The 23,656-nt window shown below is 71.1% G+C and carries 20 protein-coding genes and 1 riboswitch; of the genes, 8 read left to right on the top strand and 12 right to left on the bottom strand.

What is annotated here, in order from left to right:
* Positions 1 to 165: 165 nt before the first annotated feature.
* The gene (locus RS86_RS09325; protein WP_045271963.1) at positions 166 to 618 is read right to left on the bottom strand and encodes a GNAT family N-acetyltransferase; all 453 of its coding nucleotides are present in this window, start codon (positions 616 to 618) and stop codon (positions 166 to 168) included.
* Positions 619 to 848: 230 nt separating this feature from the next.
* On the opposite strand from RS86_RS09325, the gene RS86_RS09320 reads away from it, so the two are divergent.
* Entirely contained in the window at positions 849 to 3,071 is a 2,223-nt protein-coding gene (locus RS86_RS09320; protein WP_045271962.1) for an NADP-dependent isocitrate dehydrogenase, read from the top strand.
* Positions 3,072 to 3,216: 145 nt separating this feature from the next.
* Here the strand turns inward: RS86_RS09320 and RS86_RS09315 are convergent, their stop codons facing one another.
* Entirely contained in the window at positions 3,217 to 4,695 is a 1,479-nt protein-coding gene (locus RS86_RS09315; protein ID WP_160299683.1) for a L,D-transpeptidase family protein, read from the bottom strand.
* A gap of 283 nt (positions 4,696 to 4,978) precedes the next feature.
* Between RS86_RS09315 and RS86_RS09310 the strand changes: the two genes are divergently transcribed.
* From RS86_RS09310 to nagB, 3 genes are all read left to right on the top strand, one after another.
* The gene (locus RS86_RS09310; RefSeq protein ID WP_045271961.1) at positions 4,979 to 6,130 is read left to right on the top strand and encodes an ROK family transcriptional regulator; all 1,152 of its coding nucleotides are present in this window, start codon (positions 4,979 to 4,981) and stop codon (positions 6,128 to 6,130) included.
* Positions 6,131 to 6,135: 5 nt separating this feature from the next.
* Positions 6,136 to 7,053 carry an ROK family protein gene (locus RS86_RS09305; RefSeq protein WP_045272104.1) on the top strand — a complete coding sequence of 306 codons (918 nt, stop codon included), beginning with the start codon at positions 6,136 to 6,138 and terminating at the stop codon, positions 7,051 to 7,053.
* A gap of 64 nt (positions 7,054 to 7,117) precedes the next feature.
* Positions 7,118 to 7,897: a glucosamine-6-phosphate deaminase gene (nagB, locus tag RS86_RS09300; RefSeq protein ID WP_045271960.1), complete on the top strand. Its 780-nt coding sequence runs from the start codon at positions 7,118 to 7,120 to the stop codon at positions 7,895 to 7,897.
* 148 nt (positions 7,898 to 8,045) lie between these two features.
* Here the strand turns inward: nagB and RS86_RS09295 are convergent, their stop codons facing one another.
* The 6 genes from RS86_RS09295 to RS86_RS09270 all read right to left on the bottom strand — a co-directional run bounded on the left by RS86_RS09295 (position 8,046) and on the right by RS86_RS09270 (position 15,538).
* A complete protein-coding gene (locus tag RS86_RS09295; RefSeq protein ID WP_045271959.1) occupies positions 8,046 to 8,459 on the bottom strand; it encodes an NUDIX hydrolase in 414 nt (137 codons plus the stop codon).
* A complete protein-coding gene (locus RS86_RS09290) occupies positions 8,452 to 9,870 on the bottom strand; it encodes an FAD-binding oxidoreductase (protein ID WP_045271958.1) in 1,419 nt (472 codons plus the stop codon). The genes RS86_RS09295 and RS86_RS09290 overlap by 8 nt, the downstream gene beginning before the upstream one ends.
* A gap of 7 nt (positions 9,871 to 9,877) precedes the next feature.
* Complete coding sequence (locus tag RS86_RS09285; protein ID WP_045271957.1) at positions 9,878 to 10,279, bottom strand: YrdB family protein; 402 nt, start codon at positions 10,277 to 10,279, stop codon at positions 9,878 to 9,880.
* Between the two features lie 10 nt (positions 10,280 to 10,289).
* Positions 10,290 to 12,302 (bottom strand): sigma-70 family RNA polymerase sigma factor, encoded by a 2,013-nt coding sequence (locus RS86_RS19880; RefSeq protein ID WP_052680185.1) that lies wholly within the window; start codon positions 12,300 to 12,302, stop codon positions 10,290 to 10,292.
* Positions 12,303 to 12,767: 465 nt separating this feature from the next.
* The gene (nagA, locus tag RS86_RS09275; protein WP_045271956.1) at positions 12,768 to 13,943 is read right to left on the bottom strand and encodes an N-acetylglucosamine-6-phosphate deacetylase; all 1,176 of its coding nucleotides are present in this window, start codon (positions 13,941 to 13,943) and stop codon (positions 12,768 to 12,770) included.
* Positions 13,940 to 15,538: a beta-N-acetylhexosaminidase gene (locus RS86_RS09270; protein WP_082076707.1), complete on the bottom strand. Its 1,599-nt coding sequence runs from the start codon at positions 15,536 to 15,538 to the stop codon at positions 13,940 to 13,942. Before RS86_RS09270 ends, nagA begins: the two co-directional genes overlap by 4 nt.
* Before the next feature lie 85 nt (positions 15,539 to 15,623).
* Positions 15,624 to 15,706: riboswitch (ZMP/ZTP riboswitch) on the top strand.
* A gap of 35 nt (positions 15,707 to 15,741) precedes the next feature.
* Between RS86_RS09270 and glyA the strand changes: the two genes are divergently transcribed.
* Positions 15,742 to 17,031: a serine hydroxymethyltransferase gene (gene glyA, locus RS86_RS09265; RefSeq protein WP_045271955.1), complete on the top strand. Its 1,290-nt coding sequence runs from the start codon at positions 15,742 to 15,744 to the stop codon at positions 17,029 to 17,031.
* A gap of 129 nt (positions 17,032 to 17,160) precedes the next feature.
* The gene (locus RS86_RS09260) at positions 17,161 to 18,042 is read left to right on the top strand and encodes a bifunctional methylenetetrahydrofolate dehydrogenase/methenyltetrahydrofolate cyclohydrolase (RefSeq protein ID WP_045271954.1); all 882 of its coding nucleotides are present in this window, start codon (positions 17,161 to 17,163) and stop codon (positions 18,040 to 18,042) included.
* Between the two features lie 72 nt (positions 18,043 to 18,114).
* Here the strand turns inward: RS86_RS09260 and RS86_RS09255 are convergent, their stop codons facing one another.
* Positions 18,115 to 18,663, bottom strand: coding sequence for a hypothetical protein (locus RS86_RS09255; protein WP_045271953.1), 549 nt, complete (start codon positions 18,661 to 18,663; stop codon positions 18,115 to 18,117).
* Positions 18,664 to 18,745: 82 nt separating this feature from the next.
* On the opposite strand from RS86_RS09255, the gene RS86_RS09250 reads away from it, so the two are divergent.
* Entirely contained in the window at positions 18,746 to 20,125 is a 1,380-nt protein-coding gene (locus RS86_RS09250; protein WP_235281728.1) for an anaerobic C4-dicarboxylate transporter, read from the top strand.
* Positions 20,126 to 20,159: 34 nt separating this feature from the next.
* On the opposite strand, the gene RS86_RS09245 is transcribed toward RS86_RS09250, so the two are convergent.
* Together RS86_RS09245 and RS86_RS09240 are read right to left on the bottom strand one after the other, a co-directional pair.
* The gene (locus RS86_RS09245) at positions 20,160 to 21,248 is read right to left on the bottom strand and encodes an N-formylglutamate amidohydrolase (RefSeq protein WP_045271952.1); all 1,089 of its coding nucleotides are present in this window, start codon (positions 21,246 to 21,248) and stop codon (positions 20,160 to 20,162) included.
* 36 nt (positions 21,249 to 21,284) lie between these two features.
* Positions 21,285 to 21,869, bottom strand: a complete 585-nt coding sequence (locus RS86_RS09240; RefSeq protein ID WP_052680184.1) for a TetR/AcrR family transcriptional regulator — start codon at positions 21,867 to 21,869, stop codon at positions 21,285 to 21,287.
* 67 nt (positions 21,870 to 21,936) lie between these two features.
* Here RS86_RS09240 and RS86_RS09235 point away from each other — a divergent pair, with 67 nt between their 5' ends.
* Entirely contained in the window at positions 21,937 to 22,413 is a 477-nt protein-coding gene (locus tag RS86_RS09235) for a DUF4188 domain-containing protein (RefSeq protein ID WP_045271950.1), read from the top strand.
* Between the two features lie 30 nt (positions 22,414 to 22,443).
* Here RS86_RS09235 and RS86_RS09230 read toward each other — a convergent pair whose 3' ends face one another.
* Positions 22,444 to 23,646, bottom strand: coding sequence for a HupE/UreJ family protein (locus RS86_RS09230; RefSeq protein ID WP_045271949.1), 1,203 nt, complete (start codon positions 23,644 to 23,646; stop codon positions 22,444 to 22,446).
* Positions 23,647 to 23,656 lie beyond the last annotated feature (10 nt).

Raw genomic sequence — 23,656 nt, 5'->3', positions numbered from 1 at the left:
GCTCCACGCGCCGAACCACAGGGCGGCGAGTCCGGCGGGGCCTGCTCCGCGGGGAGGAGAAGACGACGGGGCTTCGATGGGGGAGGGGATTCGAAACCCCGCCGCCGATCACAGCGTACGCGCGTCGCGGGCGCCCCGGTGCTCAGATGTGGGGCGTGCCGGACCTCAGAAGCGGATCTCCGCGATCACCTCGGCGTACTCCGTCTCTCCGACGGGCGTGAAGCCGACCCGCTGGAAGAACGCCTCCGGACCGCCGGTGCCCGCCTCGTAGATCACGTTCAGGTGCCCGAAGCCACGAGTACGGGCTTCGGAGATCAGGCTCTGCACGGCGAACCGGCCCACGCCGCGCCCCTGGTCGTCGGCGTCGACGTTGATGCGCCACAGGACGGAGCGGAAATGCTCCTCGGGGGCATCGGGGTCGAAGTTGGCGCTGACGAAGCCGACGACCTCCTCGTCGTCCAGCACGACCCGCTGCCAGCTGGTCTGCGGGTTCATGACGGTCGCGGCGATTCCGTAGGAGACGGGCGCGAGGTACTGCTCCTGCCCGGGCTTCAGGGAGAGATTGTTGACGGCGACGATCGTCGCCGCGGACAGTTCGACCAGTCGCAGTTCCGTCATGGTCCCCAGGCTAACCCCTGGACGGCGCTCGTGGCGGAGCGCGGCGAAACGTGGGGAGAAGTTCACCTTCCGCCGGGTGGATCCAGGGCGAGGGGAGCAAGGGGGAAGGGAGCGCTCGGGAATCGACGAACGGCAGGTATCTTGGTATCGAGATAAATCTGCGCGATACCGCGTGCGCATCCACGCGAGGTCGCTGTCTGAAACCCTTCCTGCGTGAAACGGAGACCCCGGTGACCGACGACGCCATCATCTACACCTACACGGACGAGGCGCCGGCGCTGGCCACGGCCTCTCTGCTGCCGATCGTCCAGGCCTACGCCCACCAGGCGGGCGTCGACATCGAGACCCGCGACATCTCGCTCGCCGGCCGGATCCTCGCCGCCTTCCCCGAGCGCCTGAGCGCCGGCCAGGCCGTGGGCGACGCGCTCGCCGAGCTCGGGGGCCTTGCGACCACGCCCGAGGCAAACATCATCAAGCTGCCGAACATCTCGGCGTCGATCCCGCAGCTCAAGGCGGCGATCGCCGAGCTGAAGCAGCAGGGCTTCGACATCCCGGACTACCCGGACGACGCGACCACGGTCGAGGAGAAGGACGTCCGTGCCCGCTACGACCGCATCAAGGGATCCGCGGTGAACCCGGTGCTGCGCGAGGGCAACAGCGACCGGCGCGCGCCGCTCGCGGTGAAGAACTACGCGAAGAAGCACCCGCACCGCAACAAGGCGTTCGCCGAGGGCTCGCAGACCCATGTCGCGACCCTGGGGCATGACGACTTCAAGGCGAACGAGAAGAGCTGGGTCTCGCCGGGCGATGACGTGCTGCTGACGATCCAGCACGTCTCCGCGGACGGCCAGGTCGCCGTCCTCAAGGAGAACCTCAAGGTGCTGCCGGGGGAGATCGTCGACGCGACCTTCCTGAACGCGGCGGCGCTGGACGCCTTCCTCGCCGAGACCCTCGCCGAGGCGAAGGCGGAGGACGTGCTGTACTCCGTGCACCTCAAGGCCACGATGATGAAGGTCTCCGACCCGATCATCTTCGGCCACGTCGTGCGCGCCTACTTCGCGGACGTGTTCGCCCAGTACGGCGACAAGCTGGCCGCGGCCGGCCTCACCGCCAACGACGGCCTCGGATCCATCCTCGCCGGGCTCGCGGACCTGGAGGGCGGCGAGGAGATCGCCGAGGCCTTCTTCCGCGCCATGGAGAACGGTCCGCGTCTCAGCTACGTGAACTCGGACAGGGGCATCACGAACCTGCACGTGCCGAGCGACGTGATCGTCGACGCGTCGATGCCCGCGCTGATCCGCAACGGCGGCAAGCTGTGGGGCAAGGACGGCGGCGAGGACGACACGCTCGCGGTCATCCCCGACTCCTCCTACGCCGGCGTCTACCAGGCCACGATCGAGGACGTCATCGCGAACGGTCCGCTGGACCCCGCGACGATCGGCACCGTGCCGAACGTCGGCCTCATGGCCCAGGCGGCCGAGGAGTACGGCAGCCACGACAAGACCTTCGAGATCGCCGCCGACGGCCGTGTGCAGGTCGTGAACGCAGCAGGCGAGGTCGTCCTCGAGCACGAGGTGCACGCGGGCGACATCTGGCGTGCGACGCAGACCAAGGACGTCCCGGTCCGCGACTGGGTGAAGCTCGCGGTGAGCCGCGCCCGCGCGACCGGCGCCCCGGCCGTCTTCTGGCTCAACCCCGCGCGCTCGCACGACGCCGCGCTGATCGCCAAGGTGACCGAGTACCTCAAGGACCACGACACCGACGGCCTGACGATCGAGATCCTCACCCCCGAGGACGCCACCCGCTACTCGCTCGCGCGCATGCGCAAGGGCGAGGACACCATCTCGGTCACCGGCAACGTGCTGCGCGACTACCTCACCGACCTGTTCCCGATCCTCGAGGTCGGCACCAGCGCGAAGATGCTGTCGATCGTGCCGCTCCTGGCCGGAGGCGGGCTCTTCGAGACCGGCGCGGGCGGATCCGCCCCGAAGCACGTGCAGCAGCTCGTCGAGGAGAACTACCTGCGCTGGGACTCGCTGGGCGAGTTCTTCGCCCTGGCCGCGTCGTTCGAGCACTTCGCCGACCGCACCGGCAACGCGAAGGCCGCGATCCTGGCGAAGACGCTCGACGCCGCGACCGGCACGTTCCTCGAGAACGACCGTTCGCCGGGCCGTGCCCTGGGCACGATCGACAACCGCGGCAGCCACTTCTACCTGGCCCTCTACTGGGCGCAGGAGCTGGCTGCGCAGACCGAGGACGCCGCGCTCGCCGCCGCGTTCGCCCCCGTCGCCGCCGCGCTCGCCGCGGACGAGGAGCGCATCGTGTCCGAGCTCACCGCGGTGCAGGGCAGGCCCGTGGAGATCGGCGGCTACTACCGTCCCGACGGTGCTCTCGTGGCCAAGATCATGCGTCCCTCGGCGACGCTGAACGCGGTCATCGACGGCCTGAACTGACCGGATCGACGAAGGGGGCTGGCGCCGCGGCGCCAGCCCCCTTCGTCGTTTCCCCCGGCGAGCGCGCAGACCGCACACCGGGGAACGCGAAGGGGCCCGCCGCGCGATGCGACGGGCCCCTTCGCAGGCGGGATCGGGATCCGGATCAGTAGTGGACGTTGACCTCGGTGCCCTGCGGGCTCCAGTCGAACAGCCACTCGGCGCGCCACTCCGGCATTCCGACGCAGCCGTGGCTCATCGGGGTGCCCCAGTTGTCGTGCCAGTACACGCCGTGCAGGGCCTCGTCGCCGTTGAAGTACATGACCCACTTCACGTTCGGCTGGTAGTAGAACGGCGCCTTGGTCAGGTCGGTGTTTCCCATGTTCTGGCTGTCGAGCTTCCAATTCACCGTGAAGGATCCGGTGTGGGTCGCGAAGTCGCCGCGACCCGAGGAGATCAGCCAGGAGTCGACCACGTTGCCGTTCTCGGTGACCGTCAGCGTCTCGGTGCTGAGGTTCACGTCGACCTTGCGCAGCAGCGAGGTCGAGCTGAACGGGGTGTCCTTCACGGGCAGGGCGAAGCTGCCGTTGCCCTTCGAGATCTGCGAGGCGAACGCCGCAGCAGTGCCCGACACGTCGCCGAGCTGTCGGCCTGCGACGCCGGGCGTGATGTCGTCGAGCGCCTCGCCCGACGAGTTCACGACCGTCGTGGCGTTGACCGGCGCGCGGTCGACCTTCGCCGCGAGCGTGTCGACGGTCTTCTGGATCGCCGCCTGATCCGCGGTGATCGTGAGCTTGCCGTTGTCCGGCTTGAGGGTGATCCAGCCGGCGGCGGTCGCCGCATCAACGGGGACCGTGCGCTCGGTGCCGACGTAGAAGCCGATCGCGGAGAGCATGGTGTTGAGCTGAGCGACCGTGGCGGCAGCGGTCTTGTCGCTGATGGCCGGTGCGACCGGTGCGGCCTTCGCCTCGAAGGCGAGGGAGCTCTGCCCCTTCTCGGCCGCCGCGGTGATCGCCGCGGTGAGGGCCTTGAGGTCGATGCCGGATCCGTCCTTCGCGGGCGTCGCCGCGTAGCCGGTGCCGTGGAACGCGACCGTGGCGTCGGTGGCGTCCTGGTAGACCGTGGGGACCTGCGCGCGCAGCGCGTGCTCGGCGGCGCGGTCGTCGAGGGTGATGGTGCCGGCGATCGGCGCCGACATCCAGCTGGTGATGTTCCACATCGGATGGTCGGCGAAGGCCTTGTCGGCGAGCTTCGTCGCGTCGATATGCACGCCCAGGTCGGATCCGGTGACGTGCTTGTCGCCACCGTCGCCGGTCAGCGTGACCTGCATGGCGCCGAGGTGGTTGCTGACGGCCTCCGCAGCGGCGCCGGGGGTCATACCGCCGACCTGCACACCGGCGATCGCGGTGCCGGGGGCGATGAGGATCGTCGACGCGGCGCCGAGGCCCAGCGCGAGCACGCCGAGGCCGATACCGACCCATCGTCCGATGTGGCGCTTCTTGCGCGGAGCGTCCTCGGAGGGCGCCCACTCCGCGTGGCGGTCGCCGGCGCCGTCTCCGGTCGCGGCCTCCGTGGTCGCGTCCGTGCCGTCGACGATCGAGTTCTCCTCTGTCGGAGCCCCCGCCGCTGTTACCAGATCCGTCACGTGCACACCCCCCTTGCCCTTGAGCGTTGTCAGTCTTTCAAGGATACGGGATGCCATATCACAAAACGGCAACGGAAGCACATGGACGGGCGGGTGCGGCCCGGATCGGCGGTCGGGGGAGTCTGCTGTCGGGCGCCGCGCGCGGGAAACATGCGGAGCGTCGGCCCGGATCCGGTAACGTTCGGATAACCCCGCATCGCGCCGCGCGTGACCGGGCTTGATTTTCACTCCGTTCGTAAGGTGTACTAACAAACATGGTCCCACGGATGAGCAGCGTCAGCCGATGAATGCGGAGAGCGGCGACTCCAGCCCGCACCGCTTCGGGTCGGCGCGCAAGCTGCGCACGAGCACCAAGGTGCTTCCGGAGCATGCGCGCGGGCACAACCGCGCGCTGGTGCTGCAGACGCTGTACCACGCGGGTGCGATGAGCCGGGCCGACCTCTCCCGGGAGACCGGTCTCACTCGCGTGACGATCTCGGACCTCGTCGGCGAGTTCATCCATGACGGCATCGTCGTCGAGAAGGGCATCCGCGAGACGACCGGTCCGGGCAAGCCGCCCATCCTCATCGACATCGATCGCGACGGCCATCGCATCGTGGGTCTCGACCTGTCCGGCCCCGGCGTGTTCGAGGGCGCGCTCATCAGCCTGGACGGCGTGGTGCTCGAGCGGCGCGAGGTGCCGCGTCCGAACGGCGGCACGGCCGCCTATGAGGCGGTGCGCTCTCTCGCGGAGGAGCTCGTGGGGCTGTCCACCGCGCCGGTGCTCGGCATCGGCGTCGGCGCCCCCGGCATCGTCCGCCCCGATGGGATGGTGCTGAACTCGCCCAACCTGGACTGGGTCGACTTCCCCCTGGAGCGACTGCTCAGCGCGGCCCTCGACCTCCCCGTGCTGGTGCGCAACGACGCGAACGCCGCGGTGCTCGCGGAGTACACGTTCGGCCAGGCGCGCCCCGACATGCTGCTGATCAAGATCGGCCGCGGCGTGGGCGCGGGGCTCATCTCCGACAGCCAGCCGCTCGTGGGCAGCCGCTTCGCGGCCGGCGAGATCGGCCATGTCGTCGTCGGCACCGACGGCGGGCCGCGCTGCGCGTGCGGCAAGGACGGGTGCCTCGAGGCGTGGCTGAGCGCATCCCGGCTGCGCGCGCGCATCGCCGAGGACCCGATGTCCGAGGAGCAGGTCCTGCGCGAGGCCGGAACCCGGCTCGGCGTCGCGATCGCACCGATCGTCGCCGCGCTCGACCTCTCCGAGATCGTGCTGTCCGGTCCCGCCGACCTGCTCGCGGGAACGCTCATCGACGCGGCGACCCGCACGCTCACCGAGCGCACCCTGGAGGGCGTGTTCGACGACGTCGCCATCCGGCTGACCGCCCAGGACGACATCGTGCTGCGCGGGGCCGCGGTCATGGTCCTGTCCGGCCAGCTGGGCGTTTCGTGAGCCGGATCCGCGTCGGCCTGGACGTCGGCGGCACCAAGATCGACGCGCTCGCCCTCGCGGCGGACGGGGCGATCCTCGCGCGCACGCGCATCCCCACGGGGTGGGGCGATCACGCGGTCGTGTCCGCCGTGCACGACGCGATCGAGGCGCTGGCCGGCGAGGGCGGATTCCCCGTCGCGGAAGTGGCGTCCGTCGGCATCGGCATCCCCGGCCTGATCGACGCCGACGCAGGGCGCGTGCTGCACGCGGTGAACCTCGGGGTGACCCAGCTCGACCTCGCCGACGCCGTGCGCGTCCGGCTGCCCGTGCCCGTCTCCGTCGAGAACGACGTGAAGGCCGCGGCCCTCGGCGCCGGATCCCTGCGCGGGGATGCGCATTCGATGGCCTACCTGAACCTGGGCACAGGGGTCGCGGCGGGGATCGTGATCGACGGCGTGCTGTGGCGCGGCGCCCACGGCACGGCCGGCGAGGTCGGACATCTCTCGGTCGACCCGCGCGGACGGGTGTGCGGCTGCGGTCAGCGCGGCTGCATCGAGACCTTCTGCGGGGGAGGCGCCGTCAGCAAAGCCTGGGGGCGCGGCGGCGAACTGCCCCTCCGCGACGTCTTCGATCTCGCGGAGCGCGGCGACGCGTTCGCCCTCGAGCTGCGCGAGGGCGTGGCCTTCGGGGCGGCATCCGCCGTGCGCAGCCTGGTGCTGAGCGCCGACGTCGAGACGGTCGTGATCGGTGGCGGGGTCACGGCCCTCGGCGACCGCCTGCTCGACGACATCGTTCGCCGGCTGCGCCAGGAGGGCGCGGAGTCGCCGTTCATCGGCTCGTTGCATCTGGATGAGAGGATCGAACTGCTGCCGGCAGGATCCCCGGCGGCAGCGCTCGGCGCCGCCCTGGTGGGAGCCGCGCGGCTGCCCGCCGAGCTCGTCTGATCGCCGCGCCGCGCCGAACCCGCATCTTCGAATCCACGTCACAGACACACACGAGGGAACATCCATGGCCGAAGTCGTCATCGTCGAGAACTCCACCGCCGCCGGCGAACTGGTCGCCGCAGAGATCGCCCGGCTCATCAGCCGACGCTCGGACGCTGTGCTCGGGCTCGCGACCGGATCCACTCCGCTGCCGGTCTACTCCGCCCTGCGCGCCCGGCTCGACGGCGTCGACGTCTCGCACGTGCGCGGTTTCGCCCTGGACGAGTACGTCGGCATCGATCCCTCCCACCCGGAGAGCTACCGCTCCGTGATCACCCGCGAGGTCGTCGAGCCCCTGGGGCTCACGCCGGCCCTCGTGCACGTTCCGGACGGATCCGAGGACGGCATCGAGCACGCGGGTGCGGAGTACGACGCGAAGATCCGCGCGGCGGGCGGGGTGGACGTGCAGCTGCTCGGCATCGGCACCGACGGCCACATCGGCTTCAACGAGCCGGGGAGCTCGTTCGCCTCGCGCACCAGGGTGAAGACGCTCACGGAGCAGACGCGCAAGGACAACGCGCGCTTCTTCGACGCGCTCGACCAGGTGCCGCGGCACTGCATCACCCAGGGCCTCGGCACGATCCTGGAGGCCCGCCACCTCGTCCTGCTCGCCTATGGCGAGGGGAAGGCGCAGGCCATCGCGGACGCCGTCGAGGGCCCGCTCTCGGCCTTCATGCCGGCTTCGGCGATCCAGCTGCACCCGCACGCCACGGTGGTCGTGGACGAGGCGGCCGCGTCGAAGCTCAGGCTCGCGGACTACTACCGCTACACCTTCGCCAACAAGCCGGCCTGGCAGGGGATCTGACCGCCCTTCGTCTCGCCTTCGTCTCGCCTTCGGCTCGCTCAGGGACCGGATCATGGATCGGTCCCTGAGCGAGCGCAGCGAGACGAAGGGCGCTCAGCGACCGGATCATGGATCGGTCCCTGAGCGAGCGCAGCGAGACGAAGGGCGCTCAGTGGCCGGAGAGGAGCCCCGGCCACGCGATCGGGAGCAGGTGCTCCTCGCTGAGCGGCGCGAGCGGCAGCGACTCCGCGTCGGCGGGGGTGATCCAGCGCAGTTCGGCCAGCTCGGCCTGCACCTGCACGTCCTCTGGCTCGGCGGTCGTCGCGAACGCGGTCGCGACGACGCGGTGACCCGGCTCGTTCGCCGCCGCGGAGACGAAGACGCCGAGCGGGCGCAGGGCGTCCTCGTCGATCCGCAGGCCGAGCTCCTCGTGCAGCTCGCGCGTGAGGGTCTGTGCGGCCGTCTCGCCCGCTTCGGGCTTGCCGCCGGGCTGCATGAACCGCTCCGTGCCCTGTTTGCGCACCACCAGCACGCGTCCCGCGGCGTCGGTGATGATGGCGGCGGAGACGTGGATGTCAGGCATGGGGTTCCTCTGCGTTGTTCGGCGCTGCGGCGTCGGGCTCGGTGGTGCGGTGCGCGAAGACCCTTCCCGGTGCGAGGACTCCGGCCGGATCGAACGCCCGCACGATATCGCGCTGCAACTGCCACTGGTCCTCGCCGAGCTCCTCGGCGAGCCAGCGTCTCTTCAGCGTCCCGATGCCGTGCTCGCCGGTGAGAGTGCCGCCCAGCCGCATCGCGGCGCGGAACAGATCGTCGGCCGCCTGCCAGATGCGCGCGGGGATCTCGGGGGTCTGCACGATGAAGTTCGGGTGCAGGTTGCCGTCGCCGGCGTGCGCGACCGTGGGGATCTCGATCCCGTACTCCCGCTCGATGCGCGCGATCTCGTCGAACATCGCCGGCAGCGCGCTGCGCGGCACCGAGACGTCCTCGATGAGAGTGGTGCCCAGCGCGGCCATGGCGGTGTGCATCGACCGGCGGATCCGCAGGAGCTCTTCGCCGCGGACGGGGTCGTCGGTCACGGTCACCGTGCCGCCCGCCGCGCGCAGCACGGCCGCGATCTGTTCGGCCTCGACCGCGGCCGAGCGGCCGTCGGTCTGGATCGTCAGCTGGGCCACGCCATCGGCCGGCGGGTCCAGCTCGAGCAGCGCGTGCACGGCGGCGAGGCAGCGCGCGTCCATGAGCTCCATGATCGCGGGCTCCGCTCCCGAGGCGGTGACGGCTGCGGATCCGCGCGCCGCGTCGCGCACGGCGGGGAAGGTCGCGACGATCGTGCACGGTGCACCCGGCACGACCCGGCGCAGCTTCAGCGTGGCGCCGACGATCACGCCGAGCCGGCCCTCGGATCCGATCACGAGCGACGTGAGATCGAGGCCGGTCACGCCCTTCACGCTGCGGTGCCCCAGATGCAGCAGGCGGCCGTCGGCGAGCACGAGATCGACCGCCAGCACGGCGTCGCGGACCGCGCCGTACTTCGCGCACAGCAGCCCGCCCGCGCCCGTGGCGATGTTGCCGCCGATCGTCGAGATGTCGCGACTGGCGGGATCCGGTGGCCACCAGAGTCCGTGTTCGGCGAGGACCGCATCGAGCTCGGCGTTCAGGATCCCGGGCTCCACGACGGCGAGGAGGTCGTCGGGGCGGATCTCGAGCACCCGCCGCATCCGCAGGGTGGACAGCACGATCTCGCCGGTGCCCGCGATCGCGGCACCGGCGAGTCCGGTGCCGGCGCCGCGTACGACGACGGGCGTGCCGGTCTCCTGCGCGATGCGCAGGGTCGCCTGCACGTCGGAGGTCGACTCCGCGTGCACGACGGCGAGGGGCGCGGTCGGGGACGCGTGACCCGACCGGTCGGCGCGTGCGGCCTCGAGCGCGGCGTCGGTGGTGTCGACGCGGTCGCCCAGCGCGGTGCGGAGCCGATCCAGCACGGCGGCGTTCATCGCGGCCTCAGGACAGGGAGCGGCGGCCGGCCATGAGTCCGGTCGCGATCGCCACGACGGCGAACCCGAGTCCGATCCAGGCCTGGCCCATGGTCCACCAGGCGACGGTCACGGCCGCGTAGAGGAGCAGTTCGACCGCGGCGCGCACGAACGGGTGCACGACCAGCACGGGCCGCGGCGAGAGGAACAGGGCCCACAGCAGCAGCGTGACCACCGGTGCGCCGATCGCGGCGACGAGGTTCCACGGGAGCGTCCATGCGGCGAGGCCCCACAGCACGAGCGAGGCGAGCGCGGCGACCAGGACGATCACGCGGACGACGTCGAGCGCGGTCGCGCGAGGGAGCACACCCTGTTGCAGGGGGAGCGACGTGGTCGCTCCGGGATTCTGGGCGGGGGTGTCGGCGGACATGCCGACAATTCTACGCGCCAGGAGCGGGGGCGACGGCGGGCTCCGTCGGGGCGGGGGCGTCCGTGGCCGCGGTGTCGCTCGCCGGAGCAGCGGGCTCAGGGGCGGAGGTGGAGGGCTCGGTCTGCGCGGGAGCGGGGTCGGTGGGCTCTGCCGGGGCCGGGGCGGGCTCGGTGGGCGCGGGCTCGGTCGCCGCAGCGCCGGTCCCCGGGGTCTCGGCAGGCGGCGGAGTGATCGCCGGAGCCGGCGGCGGGGTCGGCGTCGGGTCGGTGACGGGCTCTCCGGGGATCGGCTCCGGTGGGTTGAGCCAGCACTGAGGCCAGCTCACGGGCGCGAACCTGCCGAGATCGAATACGGCGGATCCGCCCGTCTTGTCTCCGAGGAAATACGTGAGCGTGACCTTCGTCCCGCCGTTCACCTGTCCGTAGGTCGGGAAGAAGGTGACGAGACCCTTGCCGTTCGCGTCGAGGGTGGTGACGCCCGTCGAAGCCACGTCGGCAGAAGGACGCAGGGTCGCGCCCGGAACACCGGTGACCTCGATCGACACCTCCACGTTGTCGTGAAGCACCGAATGGAGGATCCTGCACGAGAGCGTGGCCGTTCCGAGGACCGGTGCCGTGGCCGGCGGGAGCGACGGTTCGGGATCCGTGGGACCGGGGCCCGTCCCGGGGCCCGTGCCGTCGCCGGGCTTGCCCGGCTCCACGGGGGTGGTCGGCTCCACCGGTGCGACGGGAGCGGGATCGCTCGCCGGCACGTTCTTCGGGACCTCGACCGGGACGCTCACGATCGGCTTCGGCTTCTCGGGCAGCGGAGCGGGGTCGAGGGCAGGGGCGGGCACGGGCGGCACGACGGGAAGATTGACCGGCGGGGACATCTGCGCGACGATGCCGGACTCGCCCTGATCCGAGGCGGAGGGGGCCGAAGTGGACGCGGGGTTCGCCGTGAACCCCGGCACGACGGCCGCTGCGACGATCGCGCCCGCGATCACGAGCGCCGCCGAGCCTGCGCCGACGAGGGCGCCGAAGCCGGCGACGACTCCTCCTGCGGAGCCTCCGGAACCGGCGGAGCCCGCCGCGCCTGCGGTGCCGTGCGCCGCTGCGCCGGCCGCGCTCGCCGCACCGTGACCGGCCGCCCCGACGCCGGCCGAACCGGCCACGACGGCGCCCTGGACGACGCTCGAGGGCATCGCGGCGAGGGCGACGATGGGGGCGGACCCGCTCTGCAGCATCGCGAGGTAGGCGCCGGACCCGCCGATGCCGAGCACCAGGGGCAGCAGCACGAAGGCGAGGCGGTGCGAGACCTCCTTGGCCTCGGCCGCGACGATCAGGCAGCGCGCGCACTCGCCGAGGTGGTTCTCGAGCTTGGCGCGGTCGCGCACTCCGAGGTTGCCGCGCGAGTACGCGCCGAGGCGCTCGATGGTCCACTCGCAGACGGATCCGGCCTCGGCGGTGCTCAGGTGCGCCTGGATCCAGGCCTCGCGCAGGCCCTCGCGCGCGCGGAAGGCCAGCTGAGCCGTGGCGCCGGCGGTCATGCCGAGCAGCGGCGCGATCTCGGCCGGCTTCATCTGCTCGATCTCGGAGTACCAGAGCACCTCCTGCCAGCGCGAGGGGAGGCTGCGGAAGGCCTGTGCGGAAAGGCTGCGGTCGAGCGCGTCGTTAGCGGCCTGGTCGGTCGAGGTGGGGTCGGCGACGGTGTCGAGCTCGTCGATCGGGGCCTCGCGGCGTGCGCGGCCCCAGCCGGCCGCGGCGTTGCGGATGCTGGTGAACAGGTAGGCACGGAAGGAGCCGGTCGGGCCGCCGCCCTTCTGGATGGCCTGGTAGATCCGGGCGAACGACTCCTGGACGAGATCGTCCGCGTCGAACGTGCTCGTCATCGACCGCGCCACCGTGATGCCCGATGCATAGTGCCGTCGCCACAGCTCGGCGTAGGCGCCTGCGTCTCCCGACCGGGTGCGCAGCACGAGGTCGGAGTCGCTCCGCGCCGAGTCGGGCGCGGCATCGCTCGGTGAAATGGTGTGGTCGGTCATCTCTCGGTTCTCAGGTCGGAAGCGTGCTCATCAGAAGAGACGCAAACCCCTGGTTCTTATCACGCGGGAATCTCCATTCTTCACCCTCGAGGGGGGAATGCGCCAGGGCGCGAACGAAATCACCGGTGGTCGGCAGGGGCCGCGCGCGTCGGACTCGGTTCCGAGGCGCGTGAGACAGCGTCTCAAAACTTTTCTGAAGAATTCTTGCGAACTCGCGTAATGGATCCTGAACGCCGCCATCTCTCCTGTCAGAGACAGTCTGCGTAGGCCACCGGGGGGCGGCGAGCACAGGCTCCGGCGGATGGGGATCCGCCGGCGGGGTCGGCCCGGCACCTCGGGGGAGGAGTTCCGGGCCGACCCGCTCTGACATGGGGAATCCTCTGATCGGGTACCGGAGGGTTGGGGAGACTGCGGGAGGGGACCGCCGCTGGGGAGCGGCGGCCCCGCCCGAGTCGAGGACGCGGGTCAGCGCCGCAGCGGCGCACCCGTCCACACGGCCGCGACATCGAGGTCCGAGGTCAGCAGCACCGCATCGGCGAGGCGACCCGGTTCGAGTTCGCCCAGCTCGTCGGCCACGCCGATCGCCCGCGCAGGGGTGCGCGTCAGAGCGAGCACCGCGTCGGTCAGCGGGACGCCGGCCTCGATCGCGCGGCGCAGCGCCACGTCCTGCGTGAGCGTGGACCCGGCGATCGATCCGCTGTCCACCCTCGCCACGCCGTCGAGGACGGTGACGTGCAGGGATCCCAGCAGGTAGTCGCCGTCCGCGGATCCTGCCGCCGCCATCGCATCGGTGACCAGCGCGACCCGTCCTGGCGCCTCGTCGAACACGAGCTTGATGACCCGCGGGTGAAGGTGGATGTTGTCGGCGATCGCCTCGAGGGTCACCCGCTCGTCGTGCGCGGCCGTGAGCACGGGGCCGGGGTTGCGGTGGTGCACCGGGCGCATCGCGTTGAACGCGTGCGTGAGGATCGTCGCACCCGCATCGAACGCGGCGCGCATCATGTCGTCGTCCGCGTCGGTGTGTCCGACCGCGGCCGCGGCGCCCGCGGCGACGACGAGGCGGATCGCCTCCAGTCCTCCGTCGAGTTCGGGGGCGACGGTGACCTGGCGCACGGTGCCGCGCCCCGCGTCGAGCAGGCGCTGCACATCGGCGGCGGCCGGTGCGCGCAGCAGCTCTGGATCGTGCGCGCCCATGTGCCCCGGGTCGAGGAACGGCCCCTCCAGGTGCGAGCCGAGCAGGTCCTGATCCGTCTGCATGAGATCGGCGATCATGCCGACGCGCTCGGCGAGCTCGTCGAGTGTCGCGGTGATCAGCGAGACGACCGCGCGGGTCGTGCCGTGTGCGCGGTGCATCGCACGGGCGGTGCGGATCGCCTCGACGCCGTCGTCGAAGGCCGCGCCGGCACCGCCGTGACCGTGGATGTCGACGAAGCCCGGGGTCAGGATCGCGCCATCGCCCGCCGCCTCGCGCGCATCCACGACCGCGTCCGCGGGCGCCCAGCCGGAACCGGTGCCGCGCGCCGCGACGATCCCGTGCTCGATCCGGACCCAGCCGTCGTCGACCGCAGAGCCCCCGGAGACGATGCGGGCGGAATGGATGACGAGCGACCCCTGCGCGGAGCTCTCGGTGCGGACGGTCATGCGGTCTCCTCGGTGCTCGGGGCGGATGCGGGGTGGATGCGGGCCTGCGGGACGCCTTCGTCGTGCTCCGGGTCGTCGTCCAGCGCGGCGCGGTCGACGGCGATGCCGGAGGCCTCCCAGGCGGGGACCAGCTGCGCGACCCTGGCGCGGAACGAGCGCCAGGAGCGCTCTGCTCCATTCTGCTCCGACCAGCCGATCTCCGCCTGTGCGGCGATGCGCGGGAATGCGAGTCCGTCGGCCTCGGCGAGCGTGGTGACGGACTCGGTCCACAGCGGCGCCTCGACGCCGAGGATCGACGCGGCGGGAACGCCGTCGAGCACCGTCGCGGGATCCCAGTCGTACGAGGTGCGCAGCGCCACGATGCCGGCCCAGGCCAGCCCGCGCGGGTGGTCGGCGCGGGGCTTCATGTCGAGGTAGGCGCGGTCGGACGGCGACAGGATGAGCGCGCCGCCGCGCTCCACGAAGCGACGGGCGTGCGCCGCGTGGTCGCCCTGCGGCACGGCGGATCCCCAGTACTGCCCGATCATGCCGGTGACGAGGCCGTCGACGGCGCCCGCTTCGTGCCAGGCGACCGGGGTCTTCCCGGTCGCCGCGGCCAGGCGTCCCGCCCGCTCGAAGAACAGCGCGAAGTCGGCGGCGGATGTGCCGAGGCACTCGTCGCCCCCGATGTGCAGGTACGGGCCCGGCATCAGCTCGGCGACCTCGGTGAGAACGTCGCGGATGAGGTCGTAGGTGCGCTCCTCATGGATCCTCACCGAGGAATGCCCCACGCCCCAGGCCGCGTAGTGCACGCCGTGCACCGGCAGCGGCTGGTTCAGCGCGGCCGCCTCCGTGATGTTCGCCTCCGTGATCGCCGGGAGCTCGACGAGGTCGGGATAGCCGAGTCCGATCGCGTGGGTGTGGCCCGGCAGATCGATCTCGGGGACGACCGTCATGTGCCGGGCGGCGGCGTACGCGACGATCTCGCGGATGTCGTCCTTCGTGTAGAAGCCCCCTGGGCCGCCGGTCGCGTCGCCGCCGGACCCGGCGCCGGTGAGCTGCGGCCACGCGTCGATCTGGATGCGCCAGCCCTGGTCGTCCGTGAGGTGCAGGTGCAGGTGGTTGTACTTGAGCGAGACGGCGCGGTCGATCCAGCGTTCGACGTCGGCGACGCCGAAGAAGTGGCGGGCGACGTCGAGCATGACACCGCGGTAGCGGAACCGCGGTGCGTCCTCGATGCGCACCTCGGGGACGGACCAGCCGGACTCGCCGTCTGCGCTTCCGGGGCGCTCGCCGCGTCGCAGCAGCTGCAGCAGCGTGCGGGTGCCGTAGAAGAGGCCGGCGGCGTCGTGCCCGGTGATGCGGATCCCCTCGGCGTCGGCGTCCAGCGTGTAGCCCTCGACGGTTCCTCGCGTCGCGTCGATCCCGAGTGCGATCTCGGTGGTCCCTGTATCGCTCAGCACATCTCGGCCGAGCAGCGCTTCCAGGTCCGCGTGCAGCAGCGCGACCGTGTCGGGGTCGCCCGTGAGGCGCACGGACCGGAGCGGGACGTCTGCTTCGCCGAGCTGGACGGAGGAGGGGAACGGAATGAGCGACGGTGCATCATGCAGGACCATGAACAAAACGTACCGTGCCCGGGCGGGGGTGCGGAGACGCCCCGGCGTCATCGCCCTCCGGATCCCCATCCCCATCCGCTAGGCTCGTGGATGTCGCGACTGGCGTCTGGGTGGGTCACCACCGGGGAGCGACCGTCATGGATTCGACCGCGCGCCTGGGCCGATGAGCACCCTTCTCTTCGTAACCGTCAAAGGAGCACGCCATGACCGACCGTTTCTTCAACGCGCCTCTCTCCGAGGTGGATCCCGAGATCGCCCAGGTCCTCGACCGTGAGCTGAAGCGTCAGCAGACGTTCCTCGAGATGATCGCCTCGGAGAACTTCGTCCCTGTCTCGGTCCTGCAGTCGCAGGGTTCCGTGCTGACCAACAAGTACGCCGAGGGCTACCCCGGCCGCCGCTACTACGGCGGCTGCGAGGAGGTCGACGTCGCCGAGGAGCTCGCGATCGCCCGCGCCAAGGAGCTGTTCGGCGCCGAGTTCGCGAACGTGCAGCCGCACTCCGGCGCGACCGCGAACGCCGCCGTGCTGCACGCGATCGCCCGCCCCGGCGACACCCTGCTCGGCCTGTCGCTGGACCAGGGCGGCCACCTCACGCACGGCATGAAGATCAACTTCTCCGGCCGGCTCTACGACATCGTCGCCTACGGCGTGAACCCGGAGACCTCGACCATCGACATGGACGAGGTGCGCCGCCTCGCCATCGAGCACAAGCCGAAGGTCATCATCGCCGGCTGGTCCGCCTACCCGCGCACCCTCGACTTCGCCGCGTTCCGCGAGATCGCCGACGAGGTCGGCGCGCTGCTCTGGGTCGACATGGCCCACTTCGCGGGTCTCGTCGCTGCGGGCCTGCACCCGAACCCGGTGCCGCACGCGCACGTCGTCTCCTCGACCGTGCACAAGACCATCGGCGGCCCCCGCTCGGGCTTCATCCTCACGAACGACCCCGAGATCGCGAAGAAGATCAACTCCGCCGTCTTCCCCGGCCAGCAGGGCGGTCCGCTCATGCACGTGATCGCCGCCAAGGCGACCGCGTTCAAGATCGCCGGCACCCCGGAGTTCAAGGAGCGCCAGGAGCGCGTGCTGCGCGGCGCCGCGCTCATCGCCGACCGCCTCTCGCAGCAGGACGTGAAGGACGCGGGCATCGCGGTCCGCTCCGGCGGCACCGACGTGCACCTCGTGCTCGTCGACCTGCGCGACGCCGAGATCGACGGCAAGCAGGCCGAGGATCTCCTGCACGACATCCACATCACGGTCAACCGCAACGCCGTCCCGAACGACCCGCGTCCGCCGATGGTCACCTCGGGTCTGCGCATCGGCACCCCGGCGCTCGCGACCCGCGGCTTCGGCGACGCCGAGTTCACCGAGGTCGCCGACGTCATCGCCCTCGCGCTGCAGCTCGGTGTGGATGCGGATCGTGCCGAGGTCGAGGCGCTGCGCGCCCGCGTGGACGCGCTCGCAGCCGCCTTCCCGCTCTACCCGGACCTGCAGCAGTAAGCGCACGGCCCGATTCCTGACCGCGAGACTCCATCTCGGCGACGAGAGTGCGCTCGAGAGGCGCTGTCTCATCGCCGAGTTGCAGTCTCGCGGTCATAAGAACCGCGGAGGGTATCAAGGAGTGTTGACATGACCGCGAAGATTCTGGACGGCAAGGCCGCTGCGGCGGAGATCAAGGCGGAGCTCGCAGAGCGGGTCGCCGCGCTGCGGGAGAAGGGCATCGTCCCCGGCATCGCCACGGTGCTGGTCGGGGCGGACCCCGCCTCGCAGCTGTACGTGGGGATGAAGCACCGGCAGTCCGAGGCGATCGGGATGAACTCGATCCAGCGCGAACTGCCCGCCGACGCCACGCAGGCCGAGGTCGAGGCTGTCATCGACGAGCTCAACGCGGATCCGTCGTGCCACGGCTACATCGTGCAGCTGCCGCTGCCGAAGCACCTGGACACGGACGCGATCCTCGAGCGGATCGACCCCGCGAAGGATGCCGACGGCCTGCACCCGACCAACCTCGGCCGGCTCGTGCTGAACGTGAACGCGCCGATCCGCACGCCGCTGCCCTGCACGCCCCGCGGCGTGATCGAGCTGCTGCTGCGCAACGACTACGACCTCAAGGGCAAGCACGTCGTGGTCGTCGGCCGGGGCGTCACGATCGGACGCCCGATGGGACTGCTGCTCACGCGCCGTGACATCAACGCCACCGTCACCCAGGTGCACACGGGAACGCCCGACATGTCGCCGTACCTGCGCGAGGCCGACGTCATCGTCGCCGGTGCCGGCGTCAAGCACCTCATCACCGCCGCCGATGTCAAGCCCGGCGCCGCGGTGCTCGACGTGGGCGTGACGCGCGAGACGGATCCGGAGACCGGCAAGAGCAAGGTCCACGGAGACGTGGATCCGGCGGTCGCCGAGGTCGCCGGCTGGATCTCGCCGAACCCGGGCGGCGTGGGCCCGATGACGGTCGCGCTGCTCATGACGAACGTGGTCGAGGCCGCGGAGCGCACCGCGGCCTGAGCCCGCACGAACGAAACGGGCGGATCCGACGACAGGTCGGATCCGCCCGTTCTGCGTACGGGGACCCGAAGGTCAGCCGAGCTCGTCGAGCATGCGGCGCTGCTCGGGAGTGAGCCCGTCCTTGAGCTCCTCACGCCCTGCGGCGGTCGCCGGCGAGGAGGCGGTGGACGAAGCGGACGGAGCGGACGAAGCAGGGGAGGCGGATCCGCGGCGGGACCCGGAGATCTTCGCCCCCGCGGCGTCGTACAGCTCACCGGCCTTGCGGGACAGCGCGTCGTCGATCTGGTCGTAGACGACCCAGCCGATCAGCAGGATCACCGGCGGGAGGATCCAGCCCCAGACGTTTCCGGCGCGCACGCCGCTCAGCCAGACCGTGAGCAGCCAGATCAGGAACTCGACCACGAACACGGCGAGGTACTGCACGACCTTGGTGCCGCCGGCCGACAGGGAGGTGGCGGCCTTCTTCAGCATCGGCTTGAGGAGGAGCGTCGCCAGGGTCAGGATCACGGACGCCCACAGCGCATGCAGGCCCACTTTCGCCGGCGTGAGCCAGCCGATCACGAGCAGCACGACGACGTTGAAGACGTAGAGCGACGCGAACCGCACGATCAGATTCTTCATGCGTCCAGACTGTCATGCGACCCGGCGGGCGGGTAGGGGCGCCGCGCCGGACAGGGGGTGCGCGGCCGGCCGGAGGACCAATATGCTGGCCGCGTCCGCGACCCTCGAGGAGACGCACATGCAGATCGCCCTGTTCATCGCAGAACTGCTCGTGGTGCTCGGCTGCATCGTGATGGGCACGCGCTCGAGCGGCGTGGGCCTGGGCCTCTGGGGGGGGACGGGCGTCGCGATCCTGGTCTTCGTGTTCCGGGTCCCGCCAGGGTCGCCGCCCGTGGACGCGCTCCTCATCGTGCTGTCCGTCGTGCTCGCCTCCTCGATGATGCAGTCCGCCGGGGGGATCGACTGGATGGTGTCGGTCGCGGCGAAGCTCATCGCGCGCAACCCGAAGCAGATCACGCTGGTCGCACCGCTGATCTCGTTCCTGTTCTCGGTCGGGGCGGGGACGTCGAACATCCTCTATCCGCTGCTGCCCGTGATCCAGGACCTCTCGTATCGCAACGGCATCAGGCCGTCGCGCCCCCTCTCGCTGTCGGTGGTCGCGACCGGCGTCGCGCTCGCCTGCAGCCCGGTCTCGGCGGCGATGGCCGCGATGGTGACGCTCACCGATGTCGCGCCGTGGAACTTCGAGCTCGTGGACATCCTCAAGGTGACGATCCCGGCCGCCGTCGTCGGCATCGTGGTGTCGAGCTTCGTCGTGAACCGTCTCGGCAAGGAGCTCGCCGAGGATCCGGAGGTGCAGGCGAAGATCGCCCGTGGTGAGCTCGCGCCACCGCGCACCGGCGCCGCCGAGGTCAAAGCCGACGTGACCGTGACCTCCGCCGGCCGCAACGCGGCGATCATCTTCCTGCTCGGCGTCGCCGTGATCGTGCTGTTCGGCCTGTTCAAGGCGCTCCGCCCGCTCGACGCCTCGGGCGACCCCGTGAGCATGACGCCGATCATCGAGATCGTGATGTTCGTCGCCGGAACCGTGATCCTCCTCGTCTCCCGTCCCAAGGTCGGCGAGATCCCGACGATGACGGTGTTCAAGGCCGGTATGGTCTCGGCGATCGCGCTGTTCGGCCTGGCGTGGCTCACCGACACCTTCCTCGGCGCGCACGCGAAGCTCATCTCGGAGGGGGTGGGAGGCCTCGTCACCGCCGCCCCGTGGATCTTCGCGCTCGGCGTCTTCCTGGTCTGCGTCCTCACCACGAGCCAGTCCACGGCCACCCGCACGATCGTGCCGATCGGCCTCGCGGCGGGGATCCCGCTCGGGCTGCTCTCCGGCATGTGGGCCGGGGCGTTCGCCGGCATCTACCTGCTGCCGACCAACGGATCGCAGATCGCCGCGGCGAACTTCGACACCTCCGGCACGACGAAGCTCGGCACCAAGCTCGTGGATCACTCATTCTTCGCGCCCACGCTGATCCTGGCGGTGACGACCATCGGGTTCGGCGCGCTGTTCGGCGTGCTCTGGGGCGGGTGATCCGCGCCCGTCCGACGACGGGCCCCGCTACGGATCAGCCTGCGCGGTACAGGTCCCAGGAGCGACGGCAGGCCGCGGCGAGCCGGTCGACGTGGGCGGGATCCTCGGTGATCCAGTCGGTGCCTGGCCGGTGCAGCTGTGCGGTCGCCTCGTCGCCGAGCAGGAACTCGCGGAGGAACTCGGCTTGCACGGCATCGAACTCCGCGCCCGCTCCGGCGGCCTGGTCCGCGAGCGCGCGGAACCGGGCACCGGCGGCGAGGATCTCCTGGCTGCCGAGGTAGGGCCGGTTCAGGGCGACGTCGCCGGGGTCGGCGGCTTCGAAGCCGACGCGGTGCGCCTCGGCCAGAGCGCGCAGACGCGCGGGAGCCATGGTCGGCGGGTCGGCGGGATCGCGCTCCTCGCCGCGGGCGTCGCCGCGGTTGGAGAGCGCGACGATGCGGGGCAGCCGGTCCTTCTCGGCGCGGGGGACGACGACGGCGCCGTCCTTCGTGGTCGTGGTGTTCATGGTGTCGTGGAACGACAGCCGCGTGAGGCGGCCCCCGGCGCGCAGGCGCTCCGCGACCATCCGCTCGGTCAGTTCGTCGCGGGTGCGCTCGTACACCCCGAGACCGCGCTCGGCGACCTCGACGAACGCGTCGACGAGACGGTGCAGCCCCGCCTCGGTGTCGGGCACCTCGATGATCGGGAAGAACGAGAACGTGACGGGGCGGATCGCATCCGCCCCGGAGAGGTCCACCTTCTGCCAGGGGCCGGCCGCGCGCACGCGCTCGATCGCGGCGGTCAGATCGGCGGCGACGTCCGCGGGCCTCGCGCGGTTGGGATCGCGCACGAGCCGCGGATGCGGGTTGATCACAGCGACCACCCGCGGATCCTGCGATGCCCAGCGCCGCACGATCGCGGCCGTCGCGACGTCGGTGAAGTCGTACTGCAGTCGTCGGGTGAGCGCGGGGGAGAGGAAGTCGGCGAGCTCCGCGGGGATCGCGGCCCCGGCGTGCGGACAGCTGACGAGCAGGTCGGCGTCCCGGAGCGCCTCGTCAAGGGAGCGGCGGCGCGGATCCGCATAGACGACGATGTCGTCGGGGGTGAAAGTGCGGCCGGCGGGGATGAGGTCGAGGGCGCTCATGCGGCTCATGCTACCCAGCCGCCCGCCGGGTGAGCGTCAGCGGCCGGGGTGCACCGCGGCGATCGCGTCGAGCACCGTGGCGTACACCGCGTCGGTATCGATCCAAGGCGGGGCGACGCCCGCGAGCTCGAGGCTGACCGCGCCGTGCACCTGCGCCCAGACGGCCAGCGTGCTGCGCAGGTCGACGCCCTCGTCGACCCGGTCCGCGCCGGTGAGGGTGCGGGCGAGGGGGAGGAGCGCGTCCAGCTCCGGATCAGGCTCTGGATCGCCGCCGCCGGCGACGCCGTGGGGTGCGCCGGCGATTGCGCCGCTGAACATGAGCCGATAGCGGTCGGGATGCTGCAGCGCCCACGCGCGATACGCCTCGCCGAGGGCGCGCAGGCCCCGCGGTTCCGCCTCGCGCTGCGCCAGGGCGAACGAGGCGAACGAGTCCGCGACCACGGCGGTGATCAGATCCGCCTTGCTGCCGAACAGCGAGTAGACGGCCGACGTCGAGGTCTCGGCTCCCCCTGCCACCTCGCGCACGGAGAAGCGCTCCGGACCGTCCCGGTCGATCATCGCCGAAGCGACCTCGATCAGTCGGGAGCGCAGATTCGCGTCGTGTGTGATGGGTCTTGCCATGTCAGCGATCCTATCGTAACGTCGTTCTGTAACAATGTTCTATAACAACGTTCGAGAGGAAACGGCGATGAGCGAGAAGGTCTTCCCCGGTCGGTACACGGCGGCCGTGGACCGCAGCGACATCACGGTGTTCGTCATCGGGATGCGGGCGAACAAGTGGTGGCAGCTGGGTCGCGTGCAGCGCGTGGCGCGGCAGATGCCGAAGATGCTGCGGCATCTCGCCGAGCATCCGGAGGCGGGCATGCTCGGCTGCGAGAGCTGGCTGGGACGCACGACGATCCTGCTCTCGTACTGGGAGAGCCCGGAGCACCTGCAGCGTTTCGCGGCGGACCGCGACGCCCCGCATCTGCAGCCGTGGCGCGACTTCATGCGCACGCTGCTCGGATCCGGCAGCGTCGGCGTCTGGCACGAGACGTACCAGGTGCCGGCGGGGGAGATGGAGGCGGTCTACGCCGACATGCCGCTGTTCGGACTCGCCGCCGCCACGGCGCACGAACCCGTCGGTGCGGGCAGGAACACGGCACGCCAGCGGCTCGGTCGCTGAGAAGCCCTCGGTCGTTGAGAAGCCCTGGGTTCAGGGTGTGCCGGGCAGTCCGAGCGCCCGCATCGCGAACCAGAGCAGGCCGAACAGGAGCACCACGGCCGTGACGACGACGCCGAGTGCTGTCGCCGTCCGCGGCATGCGGCGGCGCAGCAGCAGGAGCGGCGGGAACACGACGAGGATGACGGACAGCTGCACCGCCTCGATCCCCAGGTTGAAGACGAGGAGCGACCACAGCAGGGTCCACGACCACGGCTCCTCGATCTTCAGTGCGGTCGCGAAGCCGAGGCCGTGGATGAGGCCGAAGCCGAACACGATCCCGAGGCGCAGCAGGGCGGCCTGCCGGCTGGGCGGGGGTGCCGGCTCTCCCCGCCGTCGCGCCGCGCGCCGGAGGCGCTCCTCCCACAGGTGCCAGCCCGCGACGGCGGCGATCGACAGCGCGATCGCGGGCTCCACCACGTTCGCGCCGATGTGCACGAACCCGAGTGCGGCGAGCAGGAAGGTGATCGAGTGGGCCACCGTGAAGCAGGTCGCCGCGAAGACCACGTCGCGCAGGCGTCGCGAGCTGATGATGAGCGCGAGGAGGAACAGGATGTGGTCGATCCCGGTCAGCAGGTGCTCGGCGCCGAGGAGGAAGAACTCGGCGAAGCGCTCCGTCCACGGCTGCGCGGTCGAGAACTGCGGATCGGCGGCGTCGAGGGCGGCGCTGCCGCTGCGGCCGCCGAGCGCGTAGGTCACGATCGTCTTGGTGTCGGTGACCATGCCCTCCGAGTCGGGGAACAGGGCGCTCCGAACGACGAACCCGCCGCCATGCCCGGCATCGCAGGCGTAGTGCACCGCGAAGCGCGCGTAGTCGGTCGCGTCCCTGCTGTGGAATGCGGCGGGGCCATCGGCGTGCGGCAGACATTCCGAGCCGCCGTCGACCGCGACGTGGAAGCGCGCCGTCGTGTAGGCGATGATGGCCGCGGCATGGTCGGCGAGAACCTGATCCTCGGCGCCCTGACCGGGGTGCCCGATGGCATCGGCGAAGAGCGCGGGATCGCCCTGCGCCTTGGCGGCGGACGCGCTGAGCAGCTCGTACTGCAGATCGAACTCGACGCGGACATCGGTCGGGCCCGCCGCGGTCAGATCGGCATAGGCGACCGTGGTCACATGTGCGGCGGCGGGACCGGCGGAGAGCAGAAGTGCGACGGCGACGAGCGCGAGGACGACCGCGACGCGCGGGACCGAGCGCATCGACGGGCGC

This window comes from Microbacterium azadirachtae (assembly GCF_000956505.1).
Taxonomy (GTDB): Bacteria; Actinomycetota; Actinomycetes; order Actinomycetales; family Microbacteriaceae; genus Microbacterium; species Microbacterium azadirachtae_A.
Note: the sequence above shows the minus strand (reverse complement) of the source record. Positions and strands in the feature narration are given on the sequence as shown.